Origin of the sequence: Bradyrhizobium sp. RDM12, assembly GCF_051917485.1 — a bacterium.
Taxonomy (GTDB): Bacteria; Pseudomonadota; Alphaproteobacteria; order Rhizobiales; family Xanthobacteraceae; genus Bradyrhizobium.
This window is the reverse complement of the sequence record NZ_CM133064.1, coordinates 375,589-391,106: the sequence shown is the minus strand read 5'-3', so window position 1 is coordinate 391,106 and position 15,518 is coordinate 375,589. Positions and strand designations below refer to the sequence as shown.

At 64.5% G+C, this 15,518-nt stretch carries 11 protein-coding genes and 3 pseudogenes; 10 read left to right on the top strand and 4 right to left on the bottom strand.

The window, feature by feature from the left end:
* Nucleotides 1-10: 10 nt before the first annotated feature.
* Together ACTGJ9_RS01850 and ACTGJ9_RS01845 are read right to left on the bottom strand one after the other, a co-directional pair.
* A complete protein-coding gene (locus ACTGJ9_RS01850) occupies nucleotides 11-1,033 on the bottom strand; it encodes an aldo/keto reductase (protein ID WP_456675681.1) in 1,023 nt (340 codons plus the stop codon).
* A gap of 208 nt (nucleotides 1,034-1,241) precedes the next feature.
* Nucleotides 1,242-1,667 carry a PaaI family thioesterase gene (locus tag ACTGJ9_RS01845; RefSeq protein WP_456675680.1) on the bottom strand — a complete coding sequence of 142 codons (426 nt, stop codon included), beginning with the start codon at nucleotides 1,665-1,667 and terminating at the stop codon, nucleotides 1,242-1,244.
* 72 nt (nucleotides 1,668-1,739) lie between these two features.
* Here ACTGJ9_RS01845 and ACTGJ9_RS01840 point away from each other — a divergent pair, with 72 nt between their 5' ends.
* From ACTGJ9_RS01840 to ltrA, 3 genes are all read left to right on the top strand, one after another.
* The gene (locus ACTGJ9_RS01840; protein ID WP_456675679.1) at nucleotides 1,740-2,366 is read left to right on the top strand and encodes an NUDIX hydrolase; all 627 of its coding nucleotides are present in this window, start codon (nucleotides 1,740-1,742) and stop codon (nucleotides 2,364-2,366) included.
* Between the two features lie 69 nt (nucleotides 2,367-2,435).
* The gene (locus ACTGJ9_RS01835) at nucleotides 2,436-3,656 is read left to right on the top strand and encodes a hypothetical protein (protein ID WP_456675678.1); all 1,221 of its coding nucleotides are present in this window, start codon (nucleotides 2,436-2,438) and stop codon (nucleotides 3,654-3,656) included.
* Nucleotides 3,657-4,116: 460 nt separating this feature from the next.
* The gene (gene ltrA / locus ACTGJ9_RS01830) at nucleotides 4,117-5,493 is read left to right on the top strand and encodes a group II intron reverse transcriptase/maturase (RefSeq protein ID WP_456673306.1); all 1,377 of its coding nucleotides are present in this window, start codon (nucleotides 4,117-4,119) and stop codon (nucleotides 5,491-5,493) included.
* Between the two features lie 167 nt (nucleotides 5,494-5,660).
* On the opposite strand, the gene ACTGJ9_RS01825 is transcribed toward ltrA, so the two are convergent.
* Nucleotides 5,661-5,963: a hypothetical protein gene (locus ACTGJ9_RS01825; protein WP_456678420.1), complete on the bottom strand. Its 303-nt coding sequence runs from the start codon at nucleotides 5,961-5,963 to the stop codon at nucleotides 5,661-5,663.
* A 194-nt stretch (nucleotides 5,964-6,157) separates the two neighbouring features.
* Between ACTGJ9_RS01825 and ACTGJ9_RS01820 the strand changes: the two genes are divergently transcribed.
* From ACTGJ9_RS01820 to ACTGJ9_RS01800, 5 genes and pseudogenes are all read left to right on the top strand, one after another.
* Complete coding sequence (locus ACTGJ9_RS01820; RefSeq protein WP_456675677.1) at nucleotides 6,158-6,637, top strand: hypothetical protein; 480 nt, start codon at nucleotides 6,158-6,160, stop codon at nucleotides 6,635-6,637.
* Between the two features lie 263 nt (nucleotides 6,638-6,900).
* A complete protein-coding gene (locus ACTGJ9_RS01815; RefSeq protein WP_456675676.1) occupies nucleotides 6,901-7,848 on the top strand; it encodes a TAXI family TRAP transporter solute-binding subunit in 948 nt (315 codons plus the stop codon).
* A gap of 188 nt (nucleotides 7,849-8,036) precedes the next feature.
* Nucleotides 8,037-10,150 (top strand): annotated as a pseudogene (locus ACTGJ9_RS01810) (TRAP transporter permease).
* The gene (locus tag ACTGJ9_RS01805) at nucleotides 10,111-10,533 is read left to right on the top strand and encodes a DUF1850 domain-containing protein (protein ID WP_456675675.1); all 423 of its coding nucleotides are present in this window, start codon (nucleotides 10,111-10,113) and stop codon (nucleotides 10,531-10,533) included. The pseudogene ACTGJ9_RS01810 and the gene ACTGJ9_RS01805 overlap by 40 nt, the downstream one beginning before the upstream one ends.
* Nucleotides 10,534-10,581: 48 nt before the next feature.
* Nucleotides 10,582-11,388, top strand: coding sequence for an SDR family NAD(P)-dependent oxidoreductase (locus ACTGJ9_RS01800; protein WP_456675674.1), 807 nt, complete (start codon nucleotides 10,582-10,584; stop codon nucleotides 11,386-11,388).
* Nucleotides 11,389-11,560: 172 nt separating this feature from the next.
* Here the strand turns inward: ACTGJ9_RS01800 and ACTGJ9_RS01795 are convergent.
* Nucleotides 11,561-13,102 (bottom strand): annotated as a pseudogene (locus ACTGJ9_RS01795) (cation:proton antiporter); the annotation flags it as partial.
* 103 nt (nucleotides 13,103-13,205) lie between these two features.
* On the opposite strand from ACTGJ9_RS01795, the pseudogene ACTGJ9_RS01790 reads away from it, so the two are divergent.
* Nucleotides 13,206-13,968: pseudogene (locus ACTGJ9_RS01790) on the top strand (hypothetical protein).
* A gap of 136 nt (nucleotides 13,969-14,104) precedes the next feature.
* Nucleotides 14,105-15,490: a tetratricopeptide repeat protein gene (locus ACTGJ9_RS01785; RefSeq protein WP_456675673.1), complete on the top strand. Its 1,386-nt coding sequence runs from the start codon at nucleotides 14,105-14,107 to the stop codon at nucleotides 15,488-15,490.
* Nucleotides 15,491-15,518 lie beyond the last annotated feature (28 nt).

Here is a 15,518-nt window from a genome sequence, read left to right as displayed (position 1 = left end):
TCTCCGGACTTCACGCCGTCCGCGCGCGGCGTCCCTCGATCGGATAGGCGGGGTCGTTGTAGCCCGGCGTCGACGGATGGCCCGGCACGACCAGATGGTCGATCAGCGCTTCGTCCTCTGCAGTGAAGCGGTAGTCGAGCGCGCGGATGTAGCCGTCCCACTGCTCCTCGGTGCGCGGGCCCGCGACGATCGACGAGACGAAGGCGGAGTTGAGCACCCAGGCGACCGCGAACTGACCGGCGGTGATGCCGTTCTTCTCGGCATGGCTCTTGATCTCCTGCGCGAGCTGGAGCGATTCCGGCCGCCATTCCGTCTGCATCATGCGGGTGTCGTTGCGGCCGGCGCGTGTCTCCTTGTCGGGGGCTGCGTCCGGCTTGTACTTGCCGGTGAGCACGCCGCGCGCCAGCGGGCTATAGGGCACGATGCCGAGGCCGTAATAGGCGCAGGCCGGAAAGTGCTCGACCTCGGGCATCCGGTTCATCGCGTTGTAATAGGGCTGGCTCGCCACCGGACGGTCGATGCCGAGCCGGTCGCAGATGTTGCAGATCTCGGCGACGCGCCAGGCGCGATAGTTGGAGACGCCGAAGTAGCGGATCTTGCCGGCGCGGATCAAATCGCCCATCGCGCGCACCGTCTCCTCCAGCGGTGTCGCATGGTCTTCCTTGTGCAGATAGTAGATGTCGATGTGGTCGGTGCCGAGCCGCTTCAGGCTCTCCTCGGCGGCCTGCAACACCCAGCGTCGCGACAGCCCGACGCGATTGGGATCGCTCCGCGAATCGCTATTCATGGGATTGGCGAGTTTCGTCGCGAGCACCCAGGCGCGACGGTTGCCGCCGATCGCGCGTCCCACGACCTCCTCGGAACCGCCTTTCGAATAGGCGTCCGCAGTGTCGATGAAGTTGATGCCGGCGTCGTGCGCCTTGGCAATGATCCGCTTTGATGCGGTCTCGTCGGTCGGGCCGCCGAACATCATGGTGCCCAGACAGATCGGCGACACTTTCAGGCCGGAGCGGCCGAGCTGGCGGTACTGCATGGGCTGTTCCTTGCTGCTCTTTGTGGCGCCAGCATATCCACCTCATTCCGTCATTGCGAGCGCCGCGAAGCAATCCAGAAATGCGTCCGCGGTGTCACCCCGCGAAGGCGGGCGATCCAGTACGCCGAGACGGTAGTGTTGAGCGGAGAGGCCGCGGCGTACTGGATTCCCCGCCTTCGCGGGGAATGACAGCGGTGGGCGGAGCGACCTACACCGGCCCCTTCAATATCTTGAACACACCGTTCGCCATCACCACGCAGCGGTCGTCGACGCTCACCTCGGTGCTCATGAAGATCAGGCTGCGGGTCGCGCGCACCACGCGGGGGCGGGAGATCAGGACGTCGCCGATCTTGCCCGCTTCGACGAAATGCGTGTCGAGCTGCACCGTCGCCATATACTCCTTGCCGGAGACGTAGCGGGCGGTCATGCCGCAGGTGCGGTCCGCGAAGGTCATCATGACGCCACCCTGGACCATGCCGCGGCGGTTGTGGTGCTTGTCTTCGGTGGCGAGTGCGAATTCGTATTGGCCGTCGACCTTGCGCTCCCACAACGGGCCAACCAGGTGCATGAAGCCCGTGGTCTCCAGGATGGTCCAGCCGTGTGATTTGAGCTTTGCGGCGGTCTTGCTGGTCATCGCTCCGTGCATCCTTGCAACGCTTGATCTCTCCTCGTTTCATCGAGCGCGGTCCTGGTGTAGTCAAGCATCATGAGAGCTTTCGGCGATGCCACCAGACGGAATATCGCGGACGCCTGCGCGGCATTCGCGCGGCTGCCTGATGCCGCCGCGCCGTCGGCGCTGAAGCGTGCGGCTGTGGTGCTGGCGCTGACCGCATCCAATGACGGCAACGACACCGCGTTTCTGCTGACCAAGCGCGCATCGAGCTTGCGTGCGCATCGCGGTCAATGGGCGTTGCCGGGCGGACGCTGCGATGCCGGCGAGACGCCGGTGGAGGCGGCGCTGCGCGAACTCGACGAGGAGCTCGCGCTCAGCCTTCCGGCCGACGCCGTGCTCGGCCTGCTCGACGACTATCCGACGCGCTCCGGCTATCTGATCACGCCGGTGGTGGTCTGGGCCGCCGAGAGCAATGCGATCACGCCGAACCCGGACGAGGTCGCCTCCGTCCATCGCATCGCGCTCGACACGATCGAGCGCGATGACGCCTTCGATTTCACGGATATCGCCGAAAGCAGCCGTCGCGTGATCCGCTTCCATCACCAGATGAGCCTGATCCACGCGCCGACGGCGGCGCTGATTTACCAGTTCCGCGAGGTGCTGGCCGGGCGGCAGACCCGCGTCAGCGAGCTGGAACAGCCGGTGTTCGCCTGGAAGTGACGCAAGCAACAAAAAGAGGTAAACGGCGCGTTAACGTGACGGTTACCGGATGCCTGCTAAAAGGGCAGCATGCATCCTTCGATTCGAAAACAACTGGCGCTGGTTCCACTGGCGTTCGTCCTGCTCGTCCCCGCCGCGCGTGGCGGCGAATCCGACGCGCTTCCGCCCGCCGTCAGCAATGCCAACGCCCAGCTCTTGTCGCAGTTTTTCGCGCAAGGCGGGGGCGGCGCGTCGCCGGCGGTGCTCGAATATCGCCGCAAGCTGGCCGAGTATCAGCAAATCCGCGGCGCCTTCGATGCCGAGGCCGGCGCCTATTGGGGCCAGGTCACGGAAAAGCGTCGCGGCCGCAACGCCAAGCGGCGCAGCGGGCAGCAGATCACGCTCGACGATTACGTGCTGGAGCAACCGCCGATCTATACCGGGCCGAAGCGGCCGGTGAACCCCGAGCCCGAGGAAACGCCGGAGCGCCCGACGCGCAAGCCGCTTCCGGTCGCCTCCGATCTCCTGCGCGCCGCACAGGATCTCTATCAATTCACGCCGCAACGTCCGACCAATGAGGTCGAGTTCAAGCGCGCCTATGCGCGATACGCGCTCGCCTCCGGGCTCACGCGCGAGCAGGCAGTGCGGGTCTATTCGTTCGAGACCGGCGGCACCGGCAATTACGACGTGCAGGCTGGCATCGAGCATGGCGGCAAGCGCGCGATCTCGACCGCGATGGGCTACAACCAGCTGCTCACCACCAACAGCGTCGAGCTGTTGGCCGAGCAGGGCCATGAGTTCATCCGTGCGCTCTCCGACAAGGTGGCGCGCAGCTCGGGGCCGGCGCGCCAGGCGCTCGAGCACAAGCTCGGCGTTCTCAAGAAAATGGTGGCGCATGCGAAGTCGGTGCCCGACACCTGGTCGGAGCATGAGAAGATCGGCGACACCGCGCAGGGCTGGGCCATGCACGCGATGGTGCTGGACGTCGACATCGGGCCGATGCTGCAGACCCACAAGCTCCTGACCTCGGTGCTGTTCGCGCGCGCCAAGGGCTACACCCGTCCTCTCACAGCCGCCGAACTCGAGATGATGAACCTCACGGGCGACGGCACCGGCCTCGACATGGTGACGATGCCGCAGGCGATGCGCGAGCAGGTGCCGACCTCGAACTTCTTCCAGCGCGGCGGCTACGAGCGCAACCCGGTCGCGATCCGCCACAACACGGTGGCGAAGCTGCTCGCGGTGACGGATGCGCGGATGGACAGCAACAGCAACAATGCCGCCGCACGGGAGCTGGCGGCGGCGTTTTGATTCAATTGCTGTCATGCCCCGGCTTGACCGGGCATCCAGTAGTGTGCCGAGTATGAACGACAGCTTGGAGGTGGAAGTCCTCTATCCAGCCTGATGACGGCGAAGGATTAGCAAAGCGCAAGGGCGTCATCGCGAGGTGGGGTCTGAAGACAGCGTGGAGCAAAGCCGCGGCCCGATGAACAAACACCGGATAACGAGGTCTACCCGACCGGACGAGCGAGCTACTGATCGCGAAGTCCATAGTCATCAAGGGCCGGGGTGGTAGATCCGGCGGGCGTGCGGCGAAGGCGGTCGATCTTACCTCGGGAGGTCTGCACGGTGTCCCGGCAACGGGACTGAGGTCGCCGCAAGGCGGCCTGACCGCAGTGCAGAAGTCAGCAGAGGGCATAGTAGGCGGCGGCGCGCCGCCGAAGGCCTGAACGGTGGAAGAGGCCAGTAGAGCGGCGATCTCGTGCGAGCCATGCGGCAGAAGAATCAGGTCGAGCTGAACTTGGGCACCGGGGCGGAGGGTGAAGCCCGAAGCGCTGCCGCCCGAGAGCCTGAAGCCTGCACGGCGGAAGCCTGTCTCGAACGCCCGGCGGTCGCGGGACCGTCGATGGAAGACGTTGTCGGGCGTGAGAACCTGAAGGCAGCGTTGGCGCGAGTGAAGCGCAATAAGGGTGCGGCAGGCGTTGACGGGATGACCGTCGGCGAACTGCCGGCCTATCTGAAGGAGCACTGGCTCGCGATCCGGACCCAGCTATTTGGCGGCACCTACAAACCGCAGCCGGTGCGGCGGGCGGAGATACCGAAGGCGTCGGGTGGCCTGCGGCCGCTCGGCATTCCGACGGTGCTCGACCGCTTCATTCAGCAGGCGGTGATGCAGGTGCTGCAGGCGGATTGGGACGGAACGTTCTCCGAGACGAGCTTCGGCTTTCGGCCGGGCCGCTCGGCGCATCAGGCGGTGGAACGAGCGCAGGCGTATATTGCGTCCGGGCACACTGTCGTCGTGGACATCGACCTGGAGAAGTTCTTCGACCGGGTCAACCACGACATCCTGATGGGGCTCATTGCCAAACGGGTTGCTGACAAGCGTCTCCTGAAGCTCATCCGCAGCTTCTTGAATGCGGGTGTGCTGGAGGGAGGATTGGTCAGTTCGACGGAAGAGGGCACGCCGCAAGGTGGACCGCTCTCGCCGCTGTTGTCGAACCTGATGCTGGATGTGCTGGACAAGGAGCTGGAGAAGCGCGGCCATCGCTTCGTGCGCTACGCCGACGACTGCAACATCTATGTGCGCAGTCAGAAGGCGGGTGAGCGGGTGCTGGCGGGCATCGAACGTTTCCTCGAAAAGCGCCTCAAGCTGAAGGTCAACAGGGCCAAGAGTGCGGTGGCCAAGCCGAGCATCCGCAAGTTCCTGGGCTTCAGCTTTACCCGCGAGCCGCTGCCACGACGGCGCATTGCGCCGCAGGCGATCGCCCGCTTCAAGGCGAGAGTTCGGGAGCTGACGCGACGCACGTGTGGCCAAAGCCTTGCGCAGACTGTCAAGGAGCTGTCACGCTATCTGATCGGATGGCGTGGCTACTTTGGCTTCTGCCAGACGCCGTCGGTGATGCGCGCACTTGACGAATGGATCAGGCGGCGGTTGCGCGCCATCGCCTGGAAGCAGTGGAAGCGTGGACCGGCTCGCTTCGCCGAGCTGCGACGCCGCGGCGTCGGCCGGGTTCTGGCGGCAAAGACCGCCGGCAGCCCACGTGGCCCTTGGCGGCTCAGCAACAGCCCCGCGCTCAACATTGCCGTGCCAAAAGCTCTCTTCGGTTCGCTCGGTCTGGCTTCCATCGCGGCACAGCGGCCCGCATGATCCATCGAACCGCCGTATACGAGACCCGTACGTACGGTGGTGTGGGAGGAGGAGTCGCGAGACTCCCCTATCCCGATCCCCGCGGCTTCTCGGTTCTAGCCTCGCTGTCTCTGGAATACTGGATCGCCCGGTCAAGCCGCGCGATGACACCGGGTATGTGGCGCGCCCTACTGATTCGGCCCGAACTTGAACCTGCCGTCGCCCTCGAGATATTGGCCGCTACGCATGTAGAGCTGGCCGTTCTGGCCGATGAAGAACAGCGTGCCTTTGGGCACTTTCCTCGCGCCCTTCAGCAGCTCGCCGGCATTGCTGGTGCCCATCTTGTAGGAAAACGTCTTGCCTTCCTTGTCATAGGCATAGCCGGTGTCCGGCTTGAGCTCCCACGGCGTCGCCGCGGTTTGTGCGCATGCGGGGGCGGCAAGCGCGCCCAGCGCGGCTGCAATTGCAAATGTCTTGATTGAAAATGCCATCATCCATCCTCCCCGTCGCTGGGAATGCCCTGCTTGAACAAATCACGAACGGCGTTTCCGGGTCAATCAAGATGGCGCCGCGGCGCATCACGTCTTGCCCAGCAGTTTGTGATTTTCCCTTCGTCCCCTCGCGACTATGTTCCGCTTTCAGTCTAGAACGCAACACGACAAAGATATTGGTGGGGATGATTCGAATGCGCCACGTCATCAAATTCTGCTGGATTACGGGGGTGTCGCTGATGGCGCTGGCGTCGGTCGCCCGGGCCGATGATTACCAGCTCAGCCACAACCAGCGGATTGCGTGCAGCCGCGGCCTTGCGCCGGGCAAGCTCAACACCGCGACCTGCAAGTCCTACACCTATCTCTTCAATACCAAGACCTCGGAATATTTCCGCTGCCAGGTCTCGCTGGCGCTGACCCGCGACAACAAGGAAGTCATCAACGTCCAGACCGACGGTGGCTGCACCAAGAAGCCGCGCGTCTTCGAGACCGACGGGCACTATGACTTCGACGCCACCGAGACCGAGCCGCCGAACACCAACTCGTTCTTCGGCCCCGGTGGTTACTCGGTCTGGGCCGCCGACATGACCGCGCAGAAGATCCGCGGCTGCATCACCATCTCCTCCGGCCTCGGCTCCGACATCTCCAAGTGCCTGGACATGACCTTCCAGTGACCGTGCGCTGTGGCTGACACGCTGTCACCGCGACGGTGCGCTCCTTCCCTCGCTTGCGGGGAGAGTTGGGGAGAGGGTGCCGCGCGAGTGCGCTGAACCTCACGTAAGTCGACCCGGCTGCGCCATGTCGCCGCACCCGTCGAGTTCCCTGAAAAATCAAGGCGAATCGGCGGTTTACCGCAGCGCTGTTTTGCCTTTTGGATGGGTTGACCCGCCCGCCTCATCCGGCCAATTTCGCCGCCGGTTTGGGGAGTAAAACAACCATGAAACGGACGATTTTCGGCGTGGCCGCGGCTCTTGCTCTCGCGGCGTCGGCACCTTGCGCGCATGCGCAATCCTTCATCAATGTGCTGACCGGTGGCACCTCCGGTGTCTATTATCCGCTCGGCGTCGCGATCGGGAAGATCTACGGCGACAAGATTCCGAACGTGAAGACGCAGGTGCAGGCCACCAAGGCATCGGTCGAGAACCTGATCCTGCTGCAGCAGGGTCGCGGCGAGCTGGCGTTCACGCTGGGTGACTCGCTGAAGGCCGCCTGGGAAGGCGACGAGGAAGCCGGCTTCAAGACCAAGCTGGACAAGCTGCGCACCATCGGCGCGATCTATCCGAACTATATCCAGATCGTCGCGACCGCCGAGAGCGGCATCAAGACGCTCGCGGACCTCAAGGGCAAGAGCCTGTCGGTCGGCGCGCCGAAATCGGGCACCGAGTTGAACTCGCGCGCGATCCTTTCGGCCGCCGGCATGACCTACAAGGATCTCGGCAAGGTCGAATACCTGCCGTTTGCCGAATCCGTCGACCTCATGAAGAACCGCCAGCTGAGCGCGACGTTGCAGTCCGCCGGCCTTGGCGTTGCCTCGCTGAAGGATCTTTCGAGCTCAAGCGCGATCAATGTGGTGGCCGTGCCGAAGGAGACCGTCGACAAGATCGGACCTCCCTTCATCTCGACGATCATTCCCGCCAACACCTATACCGGGCAGGACAAGGACGTGCCGACCGCGGCCGTGGTCAACTATCTCGTCACCAGTTCAGCCGTGTCCGACGACCTTGCCTATCAAATGACAAAGCTGGTCTACGAATCGCTGCCCGAGCTTGCCAACGCGCATGCGGCCGGCAAGGAGATCAAGCTCGAGACGGCGGCCACCGGCAGCCCGATCCCGCTGCATCCCGGCGCGATCCGCTACTACAAGGAAAAAGGGCTGATCAAGTAAGGCGCGCCTTATCCGTGGACGTCATGCCCGGGCATAAGCGCGAAGCGCGTCTTCGCGCGGATGTCCCGGGCATCTGCGTTCATTGGAGGCACCGTAAGTGATGGTTGGCCGGGACAAGCCCGGCCATGACGTGTGTGGAGGCGGTGTCGGTGTTATGAATGCGCTCACAGGGTTGAGGACGATCTAAAATGCTGGAAATGGCAGAGGGCACCCGGGCGGAGCCCATCAAGGTCGAGTTCGACAACTTCGAGCACGGCTTTCCGGAAGGGTTTGGTCCAGGTCGGTGGGGCACGCTCGCCTACTGGATCGGCATCGCGTTCGCGACCTTCCAGATCTATGTCGCCGCCTTCAACTATCTGCCGAGCCAGGTGGTGCGCGGCGTCCATGTCGGCTTCCTCGTCCTGCTCACGTTCGGCCTGATCGCCAACTTCACCGCGAAGAGCGATCTTGGCCGCGCGCTCGGCTGGGTGATCGGCGGTGCCGGCTTTTTTGCGGGCTCTATCAATGGATCTTTTACGCCGACCTGATCGCGCGAGACGGCGATCCGACCAGGCTCGACCTCGCGGTTGGCGCGGTGCTCGCGGTGCTGATCTTCGAGGGCACGCGGCGCCTGATGGGCGCGGCGCTGCCGCTGATGTGCGGCGCGTGCCTGGTCTACTGGTTCTTCGGGCAATACCTGCCGTCGCCGCTGAACCATCGCGGCTATGATTTCGATCAGATCATCACGCATCTCGCCTACGGCACCGAAGGTTTCTACGGCGTGCCGATCTACGTCTCGGCGACCTACATCTTCCTGTTCATCCTGTTCGGCTCGTTCCTGGAACGTGCCGGCATGATCCAGCTCTTCACCGACGTCTCGCTCGGCCTGTTCGGCCGCACCCGCGGCGGACCTGCCAAGGTCGCGGTGTTTGCCTCGGGCATGATGGGGACGATCTCGGGCTCCGGCGTCGCCAACGTCGTCACCGTCGGCCAGTTCACCATTCCGCTGATGATCAGGTTCGGCTACCGCCGCGCCTTTGCCGCCGGCGTCGAGGCCACGGCCTCGATGGGTGGCCAGATCATGCCGCCGGTGATGGGCGCTGTCGCCTTCATCATGGCGGAGACGCTGGGGGTCCAGTATTCCGAGATCGTCAAGGCGGCCGCAATTCCGGCGGTGCTCTATTTCGCCTCGGCGTTCTGGATGGTGCATCTCGAAGCCGGCAAGCACGGCCTCACCGGCATGAAGCGCTCGGAAACGCCGAGCGCCTGGAAGGCGCTGGTGAAAGGCTGGTATCTCGTGCTGCCGCTCGCGGCCCTCGTTTACATGTTGTTCGAGGGCTTCACGCCGCTCTACGCCGGCAGCATGGGCCTCGCGCTGACGGTCGGGCTGATCCTGGGGGCCAGCATCGCGGCCGGTGCCTCCTCCATGCTGATCCGCACCATCTTCTGGATCGGCCTCGCGCTCGTCGTCGCCGCGCTGTCGCATGACGGGTTGAAGATCGTCCCGGTCGGCTGCGTCGTCGTCGCGCTGATCGTGATCACGGCTTTCATCCGCGGCGGGATGGCGGCACTGCGGTCCTGTCGTGACTCGCTTGCGGAGAGCGCAAAATCCGCCATCACCGTCGGCATGGCCTGCGCCATCGTCGGCGTCATCATCGGCATGATGTCGCAGACCGGCGTCGGCACGATCTTCGGCGGCTGGGTGATCGGGCTCGGCGAGAAGAGCCTGTTCCTGGCGCTGATCATGACCATGCTGCTGTCCATCCTGCTCGGCACCGGCATTCCGACCATCCCGACCTACATCATCACGGCCGCGCTCGCAGCGCCCGCGCTGGCAAAACTCGGCGTGCCCCTGATCGCGAGCCACATGTTCGCGTTCTATTACGGCATCATGGCCGACCTCTCGCCGCCGGTGGCGCTGGCCGCCCTGGCCGCCGCGCCGATCGCGAAAGAGAACCCGGACAAGATCGGCTGGGAGGCGATGCGCATTGCGCTTGCCGGCTACGTCATCCCCTTCATCTTCGTCTATTCGCCGGCCTTGATGCTGCAAGCCGGCGATCCCATGGCGGCCAAGCTCGGCTTCTACGGCGCGGTGGCGCTCGCGAGCTTCAAGGCGCTGGTGGCGATCGCATTGTTCGGCATGGTCGCGATCGGCTTCCTGTTCACGCGTCTGTCGTTCGCCGAACGGCTGGTGGCGCTCGGCGCCGCGATGTGCCTGCTCGGCGACTTCCCGTTCAGCGACACCGCGGGCTTCGTGCTCTCGGCCGCGCTGGTGCTGTGGCAATGGCGGCAGCGTCCGCCGGCCGTGGTCGAGGCGGTGTGAGCCTCTGCTTCGCAACAGCCGGCGGCGTGAAGGTGTTGGCGCTGTCCGCGTTCACGCTTGCCTGGACGCATTCGATCGCGAAGGTCGAGTGGCAGGAAGACTGGCGCGTTACGCCTGCGGGCCTCGAGCTGGTGCAGGCCCGCGTCAAGGGCACCGGCCCCGGCATGGAGCCGCCGCCCGAGGCGCGGCTCGTCGACGGCTGGTTTCAATGGCAGCCTGCGCGCGCACCGATGCCGGAGGTCTTGCTCGGCAATTCCGGCGCCGCCGGGGAATGGCGGCTATGTCACGATGGGGCTTGCCAGACATTGTCGGAGATTGTCGGCCATTCCGTCGGTGCTAACGTCACCAGGATGAGCATCTGCAAGGATCCGCAGCCCGGATAGGCGCCGCGCAATCCGGGCTACAAGGAAGAACAACACGGGAGACACGCGATGGACCGGCTCAAGGGCAAGGTTGCGATGGTGGTGGGGGCCGGCTCGATCGGGCCCGGCTGGGGCAATGGCAAGGCGACGGCGGTGACTTTTGCGCGCGAGGGCGCGCAGGTGTTTTGCGTCGACCGCAACGGCACAGCCGCCGAGGAGACCGCGAAGATCATCACCGGCGAAGGCGGCAAGGCGACCGCGTTCACCGCGGATGTCTCTCGGCCTGCCGAAATCGAGGCAATGGTCGCGGCGTGCCTCAAGGCCTATGGCCGCATCGACGTGCTCGACAACAATGTCGGCATCGCCGAGATGGGCAGCGTCGTCGAGGTGACGGAAGAAAGCTGGGACCGCGTTTTCAGCGTCAATCTCAAGAGCGCCTATTTCGCCATGAAGCACGTCATTCCCGTGATGATGAAGCAGGGCGGCGGCTCGATCATCAACATCTCCTCGATCGCCTCGATCCGCCACATGGGCATCTCCTACGTCACCTACGGCACCTCCAAGGCCGCGATGAACCAGATGACGCGGACCACCGCGATCGAGTTCGCGCGGCACCATGTGCGGGTGAATGCGATCCTGCCCGGCCTGATGAAGACGCCGATGGTGGAGCATTCCGCCGGCCTCGCCAATAGCTACGCCAAGGGTGACGTGGAAGCGATGTGGCGTGCCCGCGATGCGCAAGTGCCGATGGGCCACATGGGCGACGCCTTCGACGTCGCCAACGCCGCGCTGTTTCTGGCCTCGGACGAGTCGAAATATGTGACGGGGATCGAGCTGGTGGTCGACGGCGGGATCACCTGCAAGGCGGGGGCGTAAGTATCGCCTCAAACTCCCTGTCGTCCCGGGGCGCGCACAGCGCGAGCCCGGGATCCATAACCACAGGGAGTGGTTTGACGCGCAGCAGGCAACTCCGAATCTTCGCAAAACGATTGCTGCGGCGTATGGATCCGGGATCTGCGCTTCGCTTGTCCGGGACGACAGCGGAGTTACCCCCTGCACTCAATTCCGCGCGATCGAGCTCTTCCTCGATCCGGTGAAACGCGTCGTCACCGATCACCTCGGTGGCGCGCAGGCTGAAGATCGATTTGCGCGCGGCTTCGATGGCGCGGCGGCGCAGGGGATCGGCGGGCAATTCGCCGTTGGCGATGCCGCCATGCGGATCGTCGTCGGCCTGCATCAGGATGGCGCGGTATTCGAGCCGCAGGATTTCGGCCTCCTCCGAGGGATCGTCCTCGATTGCATCGAGCGCGGCGCGATACGCGATGGCGCGGGCGCGCGCGACCTCGATGCCCACGGGATCGTCGTCCTTGAGGCCGAACGCCAGGATCAGCGGCCGCAGCGTCAGGCCCTGGATCACCAGCGAGCCCAGCACCACCGCGAAGGCGATGAAGACGATGAAGTCGCGATAAGGGAAGTTCTCCGGCAGCGCAAAGGCGGTCGCGAGGGTGACCAGCCCGCGCATGCCGCACCAGGAGATGATGAGGCCGCCCTTGCGGGAGGCGACGGCGTTCGGATCTTTCGGATGATAGATGCCTTGCGCAACCAGCACACGCAACGTTGTGCGATAGAACGTCACCCACAGCAGCCGCACCAGCACGACCGTGAGCAGGATCCAGGCCGCGGCCACGCAATATTCCGAGCGCACGTCCGCGTCCAGTTTCGTCCAGATCGGTCGCATTTGCATGCCGATCAGCATGAAGGCGAGCACGTTGAGCACGAACACCATCGTCTCCCACACCGCGTAGGAGGGCACCCGCAGCCGTGCCGACATGCGCATGCCCGCCCGGCGCGCCATTGTCATGGCATAGACGACAATGGTGAGAATGCCGGAAAGGCCGAGATGTTCGGCGGCGATCCAGACCATGAAGGTGGTGGCGAACTGCAGGATGATCGCGCTCGGTGCCTCCTTCACCCGTTCAATGAACAGCGGAATAATGCGTCCTGCGAGAAGACCCGCGACGACGCTGCCGACCAGCGCTAGCGCCATGGTCGGCGCAACCTGGCTCCACGTCAGATGCTCGGTGACGACTGCGCCGACCGCGATGCGATAGATCAGGAGCGCGGTCGCATCGTTGAGCAGGCTCTCGCCCTCCAGCACCTTCACCATGCGGTAGGGCAGCTTCACCTGGCTCAGGATGGCGACTGCAGCGGCGGCATCTGGCGGTGCGACGATGGCGCCGAGCGCGACCGCCGCGGCCCAGGGCATATCAGGCATCAGCCGATGCGCGACATAGGCGACGCCGGCCGTGGTCAGGCCGACGGCAGCCACGACCAGGGTCGAGACCGGAACCCAATTGTTGCGCAAGTCGCGCAAGGAAGTATCGAAGGCGGCGTCCAGCAGCACCGGTGCGACAAAAAGCGCCAGTGCCAGATCGGGCTGCAGCGCCCAGGTCGGGCTGTTCGGCACGAAAGCGATCAGCGCGCCGCCGATGGCGAGAAAGGTCGGATAGGGGACCTTGATGCGCCGCGCCAGCGCCGATAATGCAACGGCGCCGAGCAGAAGTGCGATGATCCATTCGAATGTCGACACGACGATCCTCGAAACCGATATCAGCGGCGCCTTAAGCTAGCACCAATCCGGCCGTATGATGGATAGTACGGCTTCATGGCAAGACCTTCGGACTGCAGCGAGCATGCGTTTTCAAAAGCTTCTTCGATTGTCCGGAGCCGTGATGCTCTCAGCGCTTTGGCTCGATGCCGCCCGGGCCGCGACCGGGGCGAGCCGGCCGCCACCGCGCAGATCGACCTCGGGGCATGCCTGTCCGCAACCGCGGCCGACGACATGGACGGAGCGGGCCCGGCCTGCGCCGCCGTCATTGACAACGAGAAAACGGCAAAGCCCGATCTGATCAAGGCGCTGATCGCACGCGGCGCGCTGCTGTCGCGGCATGACCAGATCGATCGGGCCATCGCCGACGACAGCCGCGCGTTGCTGCTCGATCCCACGCTCGCCGACGTCTTCAATGCGCGTGGAGAGCTCTGGCTGAAGAAGGGCGATAAGCCCAAGGCGGTGCAGGACTTCGGCGCAGCGCTCGGATCGATCCGAACCACGAACAAGCCAAGGCCAATCACAAGGCGATCGCGCGCGAGCTCGAGCGGATCGGCGCGCAGATGGCGGTCGCCGGCAAGCCCAGCTTCAATTGTGCAGGCGCGCGCCAGCCGGTCGAGAAGGCGATCTGCGGAAACCGCGAGCTCGCCGACCTCGACCGCGAGGTCTATGCAGCCAATGCCCGCGTGCTGCGCGAGGCGCGCAACGCGGGCGAGGCCAGGAAATTCCAGCGCGAGCAGGATGATTTCATCACACGTCGCAATGCCGGATTTGGCCGGCCGGGGTATGATTTGAAGAAGGCCATGCAGGACCGGCTGCAGCGGCTGAACGGGGTGGACGGGTACTGAGAGTGTTCTTCGCCTCTCGCCGCAAGCGGGGCGAGGGAGTGCAGACACCGTCCGTCCCTAACGACAGATCCTGTTTTGAACCCTATCCCCGCCTGCCGCGACAACGGGAAAACCTGATGTCACGGAGTCTTACGCCATGTGCGGCATCCGTTCTTCCGCGCAAATGTTCCAAATATTCAAAGTCTCGCTACCCAGCTTCCTGCTCGGCGCTGCGATGAGCCTCGTCCTCGCCGCCCCGGCCTCAGCCGGCGTCGATTGCGTGTCCGGCAGCAAGGCGGCGCCGGCCGAGCTGATCTCGGCGTGCAGCGCGATCATCAACCAGGCCTCGAACCCAGGTTCCGATCGCGTCGCGGCGCTGCTGGTTCGCGCTGACGCGAATTCGCGGACTTCGGGTGGTCTGACGCGGGCGCTACGGGATCTCGACCGCGCCATCGCCCTTGATGGCAAGAACGCCCGCGCCTGGCGTCTGCGCGGCGACCTGTTGCGTGAGGCGGGCGGTGATCTCAATCGCGCCACGTCTGACCTCAGCAAGGCGATCGAACTCGATCCGCAGGATGCCGAAGCCTATGAGCTGCGCGGCGTGGCCTATACCAATCAGCGCCGGCTCGACCGCGCGATCGCCGACTACGACAAGGCGATCCAGCTTAAGGCGGATTATGCGCAAGCATGGTCCGACCGTGGCGCGACTTATTATCTCAACGGCGATAACGACAAGGCGGTGAGCGATCTCAGCGAGGCCTTGCGGCTCGATCCGAACCGGGCGCGCAGCTACACCAATCGCGGTGCAGCTTACAAGAAGCTCGGCCAGCTCGACAAATCGATCGCCGACGACAGCGAGGCGATCAGGCTCGATCCGAAGGTGCCGGAATATTACGACAATCGCGGGCTGTCCTATGCCGCGATGAAGGACTACGACAAGGCCATCGCCGATTACGACCAGGCGCTAAGGCTGGCACCGCGGCCGAATTTCTTCACCAACCGAGGTGATTCCTACCAGTTCAAGGGCGAGTTCGGCGCCGCGCTCAGCGACTACAATGACGCGCTGAAGCTCGATCCGAATTTCGCGAAGACCTATAACAACCGCGCCGTGCTCTATACCAAGATGGGTGACCGCAAGAAGGCGCTGGCCGATTACGAGACGGCGCTGCGGCTCGACCCCGGCAACATCAATGCCGCGGATGGCCGACGCACCTTGATGGCGGAGATCGCGAAGTTCGGCGCCGGGCCACCGCAGCCATTGGCTGCGAATTCCGGCAACGGCCCCTCATTCGATTGCGCGGATGCGAAGCGCGAGGTGGAGAAGGTGATCTGCGCCGATCCGCAGCTTGGCATGCTCGACCGCCAGCTCGCCGAGGCCTATCAGCGCGTGCTGAAATCGATGAGCCGGCGCTCGGCCGCTGATCTGCGCAAATCCCAACACGATTTCCTCGCCACCCGCGACGCCAGCTTCCGCCGCCCCGGTTACGACCTGAAGAAGGTCATGCAGGACCGGTTGCAGCGGTTGAATGCGATAGAGGGCTAGAGAGGGGCGACGTCCATCCTTTTCAGCT